Annotated in this window: 8 protein-coding genes; 2 read left to right on the plus strand and 6 right to left on the minus strand. The window is 57.9% G+C overall.

What is annotated here, in order from left to right:
- Positions 1–205: 205 nt before the first annotated feature.
- Positions 206–1555 (minus strand): penicillin binding protein PBP4B, encoded by a 1350-nt coding sequence (gene pbp4b, locus VIL80_RS03215; protein WP_332034720.1) that lies wholly within the window; start codon positions 1553–1555, stop codon positions 206–208.
- An 80-nt stretch (positions 1556–1635) separates the two neighbouring features.
- On the minus strand, positions 1636–2232 hold the full coding sequence (locus VIL80_RS03220) for a hypothetical protein (RefSeq protein WP_332034721.1): 597 nt from the start codon (positions 2230–2232) through the stop codon (positions 1636–1638).
- Positions 2233–2454: 222 nt separating this feature from the next.
- Between VIL80_RS03220 and VIL80_RS03225 the strand changes: the two genes are divergently transcribed.
- Complete coding sequence (locus tag VIL80_RS03225) at positions 2455–2781, plus strand: co-chaperone GroES (RefSeq protein ID WP_332034722.1); 327 nt, start codon at positions 2455–2457, stop codon at positions 2779–2781.
- On the plus strand, positions 2778–4406 hold the full coding sequence (gene groL / locus VIL80_RS03230) for a chaperonin GroEL (RefSeq protein WP_332034723.1): 1629 nt from the start codon (positions 2778–2780) through the stop codon (positions 4404–4406). Before VIL80_RS03225 ends, groL begins: the two co-directional genes overlap by 4 nt.
- Before the next feature lie 99 nt (positions 4407–4505).
- On the opposite strand, the gene VIL80_RS03235 is transcribed toward groL, so the two are convergent.
- From VIL80_RS03235 to VIL80_RS03250, 4 genes are all read right to left on the minus strand, one after another.
- Positions 4506–9551, minus strand: coding sequence for a S8 family serine peptidase (locus VIL80_RS03235; protein WP_332034724.1), 5046 nt, complete (start codon positions 9549–9551; stop codon positions 4506–4508).
- A gap of 293 nt (positions 9552–9844) precedes the next feature.
- On the minus strand, positions 9845–10189 hold the full coding sequence (locus tag VIL80_RS03240; protein ID WP_332034725.1) for a PBPRA1643 family SWIM/SEC-C metal-binding motif protein: 345 nt from the start codon (positions 10187–10189) through the stop codon (positions 9845–9847).
- Positions 10190–10320: 131 nt separating this feature from the next.
- A complete protein-coding gene (locus VIL80_RS03245) occupies positions 10321–11175 on the minus strand; it encodes a PA4780 family RIO1-like protein kinase (protein ID WP_332034726.1) in 855 nt (284 codons plus the stop codon).
- Between the two features lie 206 nt (positions 11176–11381).
- A partial coding sequence (locus VIL80_RS03250; protein WP_332034727.1) for a TRAP transporter substrate-binding protein occupies positions 11382–12329 on the minus strand: 948 nt, incomplete at its 5' end.

Genomic DNA, 12329 nt, shown 5'->3' on the forward strand with positions numbered 1-12329 from the left:
TAGAGAGCGTGTGTTTACCGAAAAGCTTAATCGGTTGCTGGCAAGGTTTTGCGTTACTATATGTGGAATCTCGTTAGAAAAAATTGAAATCGAAGATGTAAAAGACGTTTCCCATGCCTATATAAATATCGAAACATCAGAATAGTAACTTACACAAAATTACTGATTATTTTGGCGCTGTGGCAACGGCCCGATCAGACGAGGACTAATTCTGAGAAATACTCATGGCTCGGTAAACTCCCGACACCACCTCGCCGTAACGGCCAGTCGCAAATAAATCCCCGATAAATTTCCCGGAATTCGTTCCTGTCTTGATGACAGGAGAATGCTTCTTGTTGGTGAGTAGCACGATGCCAAGATTGTACTCGGGGTCGATGATGGTGAGGGTGCCGGTCCAGCCGGTATGCCCGTAGGCGCGATTACTGGCGTATTCCCCGAACATCCACTGCATGCTGGCATTCCCATTGGTGCGCCAACCGAGGGCAAAGGTGGGATCGATTTCCGACGGCGTAGTGAATTCCCAGATGGTCTGGCCATCAAACAGCGCGACCGAGCCATAGCCGCCACCATTCAGCATTACCTGCAGCAGCACCGCCAGATCTGAGGACGTGGAGAACAAGCCCGCGTGACCGGAAACGCCGGCCATGGAATAGAACGCCTTTTCGTCGTGTACCTGGCCGAGCAATGTATCGGTACGGATATTGGGAAAACTGATGCTGCCATCGCGGGTGTTGCCCTGTAGCTCCGTTGCCGCGAAGTCTTTGGGCGTAAAGCCTTTTTGCAGGGGATTAAAGCGCGTGTGATTCAACCCCAGCGGTGCGTAGATGGATTGCTCCACGTACTCGTCGAGCATTTGACCGGTAACACGCTCGATAATCTCACCGAGCAGCATGTAGTCCACATCGCTGTAGACGTTGGCGGTTCCCGGCGGGTAAGTCAGCGGTGTCTGTGAAATCAAGCGGGAGGTGGCACTTCTGTCCTGGGAGTAAAGAGCTTTTGCCACGGTTTGATTGTGGTATTGCGGGTCGGGCATAAACCCTGCGCTGTGATGCAGGATATCCGCAACTCTCAGTTCGTTCTTACCCTTGATGGTATCGGTTTCCCGGTCCCGAAACTCGGGCAGGTATTCATGCACTTTCGCCTGCAAATCCAGCCGCCCCTCGCTGACAAGTTTCTGCAGGGCAAAATTCGTCGCGTACATTTTTGTGTTCGACGCCAAATCAAACAGCGTGCCGGTGGCCATTGGCGCAAAATGTTCCAGCGGTTCAGAACCGGAAAATTTTTGCCGGTAGCCGTAACTGGTGTTCTTGACAATTTTGCCATCACGGATGACCAGCAGAACGGCACCGGGAAATCCGGCGGCAACGTCACGGGAAATCAGCGCGTCCAGATCGCGCAATTTTTGCGAGGAAAAGCCGGCCGCTTCAGGCGTACTCGCCGGGACCAGTTCGGGATAGGTCAGCGGCCGCGGCGAGGCGGCGAAACTGTGCAGTGCCAGGGACAACAGTGCACAGGCCACTGTCCAGTAGAATGGTCGCTCAGGTAGGAATTTCATTTTTCTTTTTAGTTAGTCTGTTTTGCAGCCAGTGGATTTTTGTTGCGCCAAGGCTGAACGAATATATGCCAATGGTCGCTTCAGTGCCAATCACCGGTAGCGGACAGAACCACACCCATAGCCCGCAGCTGCACCGCCAGTTGCGGATCACCAGTTTCCCGCCAGCGCTGATACAGTTGCAGAATATCCCCGGCTCCCATCACCCGGCCTCTGCCACAAACCAACGCCACCAGCTCCAGCAACCGGCCAAAGCGCTGCGAGAGTTCGCTGAATACCGTGCGATTGTGGCGAGCGTTTTCGCCGAGATAGTCGTAGGCGCCGCCGCCCATGCCGACAAAGTAGTCGCGGCCGATGCCGCGACGGGTGTAGTTTTCAGGAAACAGGGCACCGAGGAACAGGGCAAGGTCGCCGAGCTGGCGCAGCAGCAGGCAGCGGTGATGGTGGCTATCCACCTCCAGGGCATCGCGGTATAGCAGCGCCAGCGGGCGAATATCCACCTCGCCGCGGTCATAACTGAAGACCTGCCCGCTGTCGCCAAAGCGCGCCAGCAGGTTGCCGATGTACCAGAGGGTATCTTCCTGCGGGCGCGGCTTTAGCGCCACGGCCTCCTCCTGCAGGCGCTCACGGAAGAAGTCCGCGAGGGTGTGTTCAAAGGTGGCTTGCGATACGGACGGCATCTGCTCCTCCTTCAACGTTCTGTCACTGAAACTATAAATCCGTCGTTATCGCAGTTCTATTTTTGAGTCCTGAATTTTTATAAAAATTTTTTATAAAAATTCTGCTTTTTGTCCCCTTGAAATCTTTTCAGGCGCACCTATTTCCGCGTTTGTCAGGGGAAGCCCCCTGGAATACCAACCTTTAACCATTGAAATTCCAAGTGCTTATTGGGAGGAAATCCGATGAGTATCAAACCGCTCTATGACCGGGTGGTTGTCAAACGTCTTGCGGCGGAAACCACCACCAGTGGTGGCATTGTCATTCCCGACAAAGCTGCAGAGAAACCCACTCAGGGAGAGGTGATCGCCGTTGGTTGCGGTGCGCAGCTGGCAAACGGTGAGCTGCGCCCACTGTTGGTCAAGGTGGGAGACCGGGTGCTGTTTGGACAGTACGCCGGCAACGAAATCAAACACGACGGTGAGACCTATCTCATCGTCAGGGAATCCGACATTTTCGCCGTGCTCGAAGGTGTGAACGAACAGGAGCAAGAAAAGGAGAGAGCCGCATGAGTGCCAAAACCGTCAAATTTTCCGACGACGCCCGCGAGCGCATGCTGGCCGGCGTTAACATCCTGGCGGATGCCGTGAAAGCTACCCTCGGCCCGAAGGGCCGCAACGTGGTGTTGAGCAAGAGCTTCGGTGCCCCGCGTATTACCAAAGATGGCGTGTCCGTAGCCAAGGAAATTGAGCTCAAGGACAAGTTCCAGAACATGGGTGCGCAGATGGTGAAAGAGGTGGCCTCGAAGACCGCCGATGTGGCTGGTGACGGCACCACCACGGCCACCGTGCTCGCCCAGGCGCTGGTGCGCGAAGGGCACAAGGCCATCGCCGCGGGTATGAACCCCATGGACCTGAAGCGCGGTATCGACACTGCGGTAAAGGCGGCGGTGGAGGAGCTGGCCAAGCTCGCCAAACCTTGCGAAGACTCCAAGGCCATCGGCCAGGTGGGTACCGTGTCCGCGAACTGGAACGCGGATATCGGCCAGATCATTGCCGAGGCGATGGAGAAAGTGGGCCGCGACGGTGTGATCACCGTGGAAGAGGGCAAGTCACTGCAAAACGAATTGGACGTGGTTGAGGGCATGCAGTTCGACCGCGGCTACCTGTCGCCGTACTTCATCAACAACCAGGAAAAGATGCAGGCGGAACTGGACAACCCGTTCATCCTGCTGTTTGACAAGAAAATCAGCAACATCCGCGACCTGTTGCCGGTGCTGGAGTCCGTGGCCAAGGCCAGCCGTCCACTGCTGCTGATCGCCGAAGATATCGAAGGCGAAGCGCTGGCCACCCTGGTGGTCAACAACCTGCGCGGCATCCTCAAGGTGGCCGCGGTGAAGGCGCCGGGCTTCGGCGACCGTCGCAAGGCCATGTTGCAGGATATCGCCACCCTCACTGGCGGCACCCTGATCTCCGAGGAAGTGGGCCTTACCCTGGAGCAGGCCAGCCTGGAACAACTGGGCAGCGCCAAGCGCGTAGTGATCGGCAAGGACAACACCACCATCGTCGACGGTGCCGGTAACAAGGCGGACATCGATGCCCGCGTGAAACAGATCCGCGCGGAGATTGAGGCCTCCACCTCCGATTACGACAAGGAAAAGCTGCAGGAGCGCGTGGCCAAACTGGCCGGCGGTGTCGCGGTCATCAAGGTGGGCGCCGCCACGGAAGTGGAAATGAAAGAGAAGAAGGATCTGGTGGACGATGCCTTCCACGCGACCCGTGCGGCGGTGGAGGAAGGTATCGTTGCCGGTGGTGGCCTGACCCTGGTGCGCGTCGCCGACAGCCTGCGCAGCAACGGGCTGAAAGGCGCCAATGACGATCAGCAGGTGGGTATCAATATTGCCCTGCGCGCGATGGAAGAGCCTTTCCGGCAGATCGTCGCCAATGCCGGTGTGGATGGCAGCGTAGTGCTGAACAACGTGCGTTCGCATGAAAGCGCGAATTACGGCTACAACGCCCAGACTGGTGCCTATGGCGATATGCTGGAGTTCGGCATCATCGACCCGGCCAAGGTGACGCGCTCTGCACTGCAGAATGCAGGCTCCATTGCGGGGCTGATGCTGACCACGGAAGTGATGATTGCGGATAGCCCGGAAGACAAGAAACCAGCAGCGGCGGCAGACGCTTACGACTACTGAGTTTGGAAACCGGTGCGCTCACCGCAAAAAAAAGGGCCGACTATGTCGGCCCTTTTTTGTTTGTAACCAAGCAACCGCTAGGCGGTTGCTTCGCTTCCGTTAGTGCAAGGTTACCTTGCGACGACGGACCAGTCCGGCCACTGCGAGCAGCGCCAGCAGGTAGTACATGGAACCACCTTTTTTCTTCTTAGGTTTTTCCTCAACCACGACTTCTTCCTCAACCGCAGACTCATCCACGCCGTCGGAAACCACGGTCAGGGTGAAGGTGGTGGAGACGGCGTCGTTCGGGAACAGCGCGTCAGCAACGGTTACCGTCACCTCGGTTGTGCCGTGGAAGTTTTCCGCCGGGATCAGGTCGAAGGTGGAACCGGATGCACTGCCGTGAACTTCGGCAGTCACGTTGTCACCGGTCACAGTGATTACGTTCGCACCGGTGTCTTCATCGGCGTAGAGCACGGTGATGCCCTTGAGGGTCTCGTCCTCGTTCACCTGCTGATCAGCAATTTCACCCAGGGTGATGTTGCTGGCCACGGTGATGTCCGCAGTCACCTGCAGGGTGTCCAGTCCGTCGACTGCATTAGCGATGTCAATGGTCTGCACGGTGCCGGTGGCCTTGGCATTCACGCGCACCTGGAAGGTCACGTCAAACGCGGAGGTTTCCGGGCCGCGGTAATCGAAACAGAAAACCTGATTGTCATTCAGCACGGACGGCAGGTTACCGTTGCCGATGGCCGTCGACAGGTCGCCGTTCTTGCCGAAACCACCGGTCGCCGTCGACGGTGATTTCAGACCACGGACACCCGCCGAAGCAAAGTCACCAACACTGAATGGACCTGTGAGCTGAGAGCCCCAGTTCAGGTTGTCATAGGCCAGGTACATCTCGTAGGCACCGTCACTGTGGTCATAGCCACGGCTCAGGATGAACTCGACATCAAAGTGGTCGTCCATCGGGGTCATGGTGTTGGGGTCGATACGACCGATGCGGTCCCACTCGATAAACAGGTGATTATCGGTAAAGGCAACGGTAGTACCGGAGTTCTCCTCATCGTTGGCGCTCGGGTTGTACAGTGCGCCCAGGATTCGGCCCGGCGCGCCGTACCACAGTCCACCGACAACCTGCATTGGAGTACCCCAGATATAGGGATTGTTCTCGCCAAACCAGGTGTTGGCACCGGAGCCACGGGTCATCATGCCATTCAGGTCAATGGCACCGTTCGGATGAACGTAGATGGAGTTGCTAGCCAGCCCCGGAGCCTCAGTGTTCATGTAGAAACTGTAGTTGCCGAAGCCCGGCCATACCCACTCGAACGGGAACGGAGTTACGCCGTCGGTGAAGTTCTCGCCGAAGAAGGAGCTCGGGTAGATACCGGCCTGCTTCAGGTCGATATAGCCGTTGCCGAGGCCCACATCCGGGGCGCGGCACATGCTGTCTTCCAGCGAGTTGGTGATCACGTACTCCGGTTTCCAGTCCACAGAGCTCGTCTGTACACCGCTCACGGTGAAGCCGTTGTCCGCTTCCACCACGCTGCCGTGGTATTGGCCCTGGTTGGTGGACACACTGCCACTCACCAGCGTCAGGCCTTCCGGTAGAACACTCGCCAACTCGAAGTTGCGGTCGTAGCCGGACAGGTTCGGCCGTACCTTGATGGTCACGTCGAGCACATCGCCAATACGAGCACGGGTTTGGCTGGTCTCCATGGCAACATCGTTGTCACCGCGGGTGACCTTGAACGGCACCATACCCAAGTTACCGGCATTGACGGGGCTGCTGCCAAGGTCGAAGGCGCTGTAGAAGAACTCGTCCTTCTCCAGACCCAGATCCTGCCAGTTGATGCTCAGATCGAAGGCTTCACCGGCTTCCGCGCTGGACGGCAGCGTCAGGCTCAGGTCGCTGTCCTGCTCAGTGGTGACCACGCCGGTGGCTACCTTGAAGTCATCTACAAATTCGCCACTGTAAGTGGCATGGTTCTGCCAGGCGATCCAGTAATTGCCCGCCTGCGGGTAGTTGATGTTGCACCAGTCCTTGCCATCACCACTGGCTAGTACCGACTTACACACCGCTTCGGAATCGAACTGCGGAATACCGTCGCCGTTCAGGTCGATACCAACGTAAAGACCCAGCTGGCCATAGCGGTTGCTGGCACGGGTGTCGTCGCTGTGCAGGTTTTCCAGCACTTCGGCAACGAGGCGTACGGCATTTTCCGGTACGGAAACCCAGCTCATGTGTACCGACGGATCTTCGGCATCACTGGTCACTTCGAACAGGTTGGTACCGGAACCACTAGCGCGCTGGTTCACCTCGATGGTCTCGACGGTCGGCGCAACCTTCTTGAACACGCGGCCAGTCAGCTGCGGAGCTTCCTTAACCTCAACGCCGGACAGGGTGTACTTATCCTGGTCGCGGTGTGCGGTGATGTTGATGTCGGTCGGCAGATCGCCCGCGGCCAGGTTCATTTCCACCGGCATGCGCGCGACGGTTTTACCCGGGTTACCCGCGTTCTCGAATAGTAATTCGCCGAACACGCTGAGGCCGTAGGGCACACCGACAATGCTCTGGGAGTCGACCCATTTGCCGGTAATCACCACGGTCTGCTTCTGACCTGCCTGCAGGGTGAAGCTCGCCGGGCTTGCGCTCAGCTGCACACTGGCTTCACCGGTTTTGCCGGTGATACTCCAGGTACCGTCCACGGTCGCTTCCACGGTGCGGATCCAGGTACAGCTCAGGCGACAGTTCATGTCGATCATGTACGGGGTGTTCAGACCACCCGCGTTGCCGCCATTGGCCGGGTTGGCCTCAAGGTACTGCTCAACCGGTACATCCATGATCAGCTCGGCGTCGATCGCCGCGGCCACGTCCATGCGCCCGGAGCCAGTGGCCCAGGTCATCGCTTTTTGGTTGCGCGCGGGATCCCATACTTCCGGATTCGCAGTCAGCTGCAGTGCCGACTGGATTTCCGCCGGGGTCCAGTCCGGGTGGGCCTGGGTCATCAGTGCCAGGGCACCAGTGACATGAGGCGCAGACATGGAGGTACCCTGCAGAGTCGCGTAGTCGCCGGAAGCGGCGGAACTGAAGGGGTGCTCGTCGGCATAGGCCGCGTAGATAGCCACGCCCGGTGCGGAGATGCTCGGGGACATCACTTCGCGGTTTTCCGGGATCATGGATGGTCCGCGCGAGGAGAAGTCTGCCATCTGATCAGCGGCCGCCGGATCGATACGGCGCGCAACAGTCGCGGGGCTCAGGGTGATCATATGACCGCGCTGGGTGGAGTGATCGACCCAGTCTTCCAGGCCGTCGTCAGGAAAGACGCCGTTCCACTGGTTGTAGGTGAAGTGCACGGACGGCAGTTCATAGGTCTCGGCAACAGTACCCTGAGTGCGGTCCTGGTTGTACATGATGAAACCATCGGCACCGCCAGCTTTCACGTTCGTTACCTTGGCGGTACGCGCGTTCGCAGTGGGGTCGTCCGGGTGGTGGCGCTGACAGATTACAAAAACGTTTACACCGCCATCGGCCGCGGTGGCACCGGTGGCCGGATCAGTGATCGGAGTACCGTCTTTGTAGAAGTCGAAGGTGCCCGGCGCGTACGGTGTAACACAGTAGCCGTTGCCGTCCTTCACACCGGTTTCGTCGACGTAGTCCTTGGCCCAAACCACAACACCGGTGATTTCCTCGGCGTTGAGAGAGCCGCCCACCAGTCCGGTCTCGGACCACTTGGGTACTTCGCTGCCGGCAGCAGGATCGATAAAACCGGCGTAGCTGACAGCGGTCTCCACGGCCATTTCACGGCCATGGGTAGTTGCGGCCACGCTGGTCAGCCACGGAGAGGTGTGGTTTACGGTTTGCAGGGTCGGACCCGCGTTACCGGCGGAAGCGGCAACACTGATACCCGCTTCGCGCGCGGCCAGGAACGCCAGCTCGGTGGAAGAGTTCCACGGGTCCACGCCACCACTGATGGAGTAGTTGATGACGTCCACGCCATCCTGGATGGCCTGCTCGATACCGGCCACCAGCGCGTCACCGGGACAGCCGGCTTCCGGGTAACAGACCTGGTAGGAGATGATGTTGGCGTGCGGCGCAACACCGGAAATCATTTCGAAATCGAAGCCGGTGTCGAGGCCATCGCTGGCTTCAGCCGGTTGCGGCAGCGAGTAAGGTGCGTTGTAGAGCACGTTACCGGCAACGGTACTGGCGGTGTGGGAGCCGTGGCCGTTGAAATCCTCACCTACGGGCGGACGCAGGACCGGACCCGGGGAGCAACCGAAGCGGCCACAGACTTCCGGACCTACAAAGGTGTCGGTAATGGTTTTGTGTGACCAGACACCGATCAGCTTGCTGTTACACAGCCCTTCCTGACCGTCATCGTTACAGTCGTGCAGGTAAACGCCTTCGCCCAGTGGGTTCTGCACTGTGTAACCGTCATCACCGGTAGCGGCAAACGAAGGATGGTCGGTGTTGATACCGGTATCCAGGATACCCGCAACAATGCCTTCACCCATGTACTTGCCAGCCATGCGGCTGGTGCCGGTCCAGGCGACGTCCGCGCCCACATGTACCGGGCCCACATCAGTGTGCAGGTCATAGATGCGCACACGCTCGACGCCGGCAACAGTCGGCAGTTCGGACAGCGCTTCGGCTTCGTCCTGGGTCAGCTCTGCGGTTACCGCGTTCAACGCGACCTGGAAGCTTTCCAGAACACGCAGGTTAACGCCTTTGCCGGCGGCCTCGCTCACCAGAGCCTGCTGCTTGGTCTGCAGGTGGCTGGTGTAGGCATTCAGGGTTTGGTTACCGCGCACTTTGGCGCCGCTTTTCAGCAGGTCCTTGGTGCTGGCCAGACCCTCAACGCCGCCGTCGTATACGGCCGCGGGCAGGTCTTTCAGGCGCACGAAATATTTGTGCGTACCGGTGAGGCCTTCTTCGCGGAAAAATTTCTGGTTGGTGCTGGCATTCTGGAGCTGGATATTGGCCCCGTTATTTTCCAGTACCTGGTTTTTCTGATATTGCGCTTTGTATTCCTGGTATGCGGGCTGGCTCAAATCCAGAGTTTTGAGCACTACCTTTTCCTGGCCTGCAGCATGAACACTGTGCATGGCCCCAAGACTGTACAACGCGGCAGCAATCGCGCTGCTCAGCGTTTTTATTTTCATGGTCACTCCTAAGAGTTATTTTTTATTTGTTTTTCGCTGTTACAAAACCACAACAACAGCAAAGGCCGCCCGATGCTAAATAACGGCAGCCCGTAAGAGATATCGATTGATTGTCACAGTTTGTCACTGCACCTTTACAAAGCGCACAACTGTCACATTAGGGAGGTGGGGCACTATTTTGGTGCGGCAGATGGTCGCAAAAAAAAGCGGGGCCCGCTGGCCCCGCTTTTTACTTGCTTATTTTTCCGATTTCGGAACAGCCTGATATGTCTGGCTCCTGTTAACAAGCCATCCTATCCGCAACACTTTTTGTACTTTTTGCCGCTGCCGCAACTGCAGGGCGCATTGCGCTCGGGAATCTTGTCGAGTTTGACCGTACCCTTTTTGTTAAGCAGGGCCGTCAGCTCCGCAATGGATTCAACCGCGCCCTCACTGTTATCAATTCTGATCTCTGCGTATAACTGCGCTTCGGCAACCAGTGCTTCCACTTCCTGTTTGCGCTCCTCACTGGTCACCACCAGAGACAGCGGATATTTTTTGCTGCCGGATTTCGCGGAGGCCTTGGTTTCGTAACCGAATTTAACGTGATTTTCCCGCGGATCCTGGCGGCCCTTGTAAAAAAATTTGCGGTTCGACATGTATTAATCCAAATAACGGTAAAAAAGCTGCGACCAAAAATTTTCTGGTCACAATCAAAAATATCCCGGTTTAAACCCCCGGCGGGGTAGATTTAATCGCGGCAGATTGCAGCAATCGATTTGGCAGAACACTATTCGTATTCCGCTTCAAGGATGCGCTGCTGCCGCTCCTGCTCCTCGCGCATCACGGCTTTGATTTCTTCCAGCACGCCGTCCACGTCGGCACTGTTGCTGTCGTCTTCAAACTCGCCGCTGAGCAGGGTATCCGGAGTCAGGTTACCTTCGGCGTACAGCGCCCACATTTCCTTGGCGTACTGCGTGTGCAGTAGCTCGGGAGCGAATTCACCATAGTAGCGACGCATGTTGTTCACATCGCGGGCAAACATTTCCCGGGCACTATTGTTGGCGGCGGCATTAATCGCTTGCGGCAAGTCGATAATTACCGGGCCGTAATCATCTACCAGCACGTTAAATTCGGAGAGGTCGCCGTGCACAATGCCCGCGCAAAGCATGAGCCTAATGTAGTGCATCATCAGCGCGTGATCTTCGAGCGCCTGCTCTTCCGACATGATCACTTCGCCGAGTCGCGGGGCGACATCACCCGCCTCGTCGGTGACCAGTTCCATCAGCAGTACGCCATCGACGCAACCGTAGGTTTCCGGTACGCGCACACCGGCCCGACTCAGCCGGGACAGGGCGTCGATCTCGGCATTTTGCCAAATCTCTTCCTGTTGCTTGCGGCCGTAGTTGGAGCGCTTTTCCATGGCGCGCGCCTGACGACCGCTGCGCACTTTCCTGCCCTCTTGATACTGGGCGGCCTTTTTGAAGCTGCGTTTGATCGCATCTTTATAGACCTTGGCGCAGCGAATATGGCCACCGCAGCGGACAATGAAAATGTCGGCTTCTTTGCCACTCATCAGGCGGCTGATAACTTCATCGATCAAGCCGTCATCGACGAGAGGTTGCAGGCGTTTCGGGGGTTTCACGGTCTTCAACTGAGTAGGGGGTGGGGCAGGCCGGCATTATGACACCAAAATCGCCCAATAAATAAGCGGTATACGCGGTCCGCCTGGAGGGGAGTTTCAGCGGTGCGGCGATCCCCAGCGGGGGGATTGCTGACATACCCCGCTGGCTGGATTTTTTTCCTAGTTTTTATGCGAAAAGTGGTCGCTCCGGGTGACTGGCGGTCGGTTTAGTGATCCCGGGTTTTGTAATACGCCTCTTCACTGATCCGGTGGTAGGGAATGACCTGGGATTCAAACTCCTGGAAGGCCCGATAGATACGTGCAAACTGCGGATCTTTCGCCGCGGTTTCCTGCATGATCTGATCGTTGATGGTTTTCAGGTGCGCGATGACGTCGTCTGGCAGTTTGCGCAGCGCCACCCCGTGCTCGCCGACCAGTTCTTTCAGCGCGCGGTTGTTGCGCGCGGTGTACTCATCGAGCATGTCCTGGTTGGCATCGCGGGCGGCAGTGCGCACGATGGCCTGCAGGTCCCCCGGCAGTTTTTCGAACGCGCTCTTGTTGATAATGATCTCGAGGATCGAGCCGGGCTCGTGCCAACCGGGGTAGTAGTAGTATTTGGCGATCTGGTGGAAGCCGAAGGCGAGGTCGTTATAGGGGCCAACCCACTCGGTGGCGTCGATCACGCCGGTCTGCAGCGCGGTGTACAACTCGCCGCCGGGGATGGTGACCGCGGTGCCGCCGGCGCGGTTCAGCACTTCACCGCCGAGGCCGGGAATGCGCATCTTGAGGCCTTTCAGGTCCTCGACGGTATTGATCTCACGGTTGAACCAGCCCGCCATCTGCACGCCAGTGGAACCGCCGGCCATGGGGATCAGGTTGAACGGCGCGTAGAGCTCTTCCCACAGCTGCAGCCCGCCGCCATAGTGCAGCCAGCCATTCATTTCCTGCGCGTTTAGCCCGAACGGCACCGCGGTGAAAAACTGCGCCGCAGGAATCTTGCCCTTCCAGTAATAGGCCGCGCCGTGGCCCACCTGGGCGGCCCCATCGGACACCGCACCAAACACGCCCATGGCCGGCACCAGTTCACCGGCGCCATATACCTTGATCTTCAGGCGGCCATTGGACATCTGGTCGATTTTTTTCGCGAAGCGCTCCGGCGCGCTGCCGAGGCCGGG

The sequence above is a fragment of the Microbulbifer sp. genome (assembly GCF_036563125.1).
In the GTDB taxonomy this organism is placed as follows: Bacteria; Pseudomonadota; Gammaproteobacteria; order Pseudomonadales; family Cellvibrionaceae; genus Microbulbifer.

Excerpts from the sequence above, each read along its gene's own strand:
- pbp4b (WP_332034720.1), bottom strand. The coding sequence starts at position 1,555 with ATGAAATTCCTACCTGAGCGACCATTCTACTGGACAGTGGCCTGTGCA.
- VIL80_RS03220 (WP_332034721.1), bottom strand. The coding sequence starts at position 2,232 with ATGCCGTCCGTATCGCAAGCCACCTTTGAACACACCCTCGCGGACTTC.
- VIL80_RS03225 (WP_332034722.1), top strand. The coding sequence starts at position 2,455 with ATGAGTATCAAACCGCTCTATGACCGGGTGGTTGTCAAACGTCTTGCG.
- groL (WP_332034723.1), top strand. The coding sequence starts at position 2,778 with ATGAGTGCCAAAACCGTCAAATTTTCCGACGACGCCCGCGAGCGCATG.
- VIL80_RS03235 (WP_332034724.1), bottom strand. The coding sequence starts at position 9,551 with ATGAAAATAAAAACGCTGAGCAGCGCGATTGCTGCCGCGTTGTACAGT.
- VIL80_RS03240 (WP_332034725.1), bottom strand. The coding sequence starts at position 10,189 with ATGTCGAACCGCAAATTTTTTTACAAGGGCCGCCAGGATCCGCGGGAA.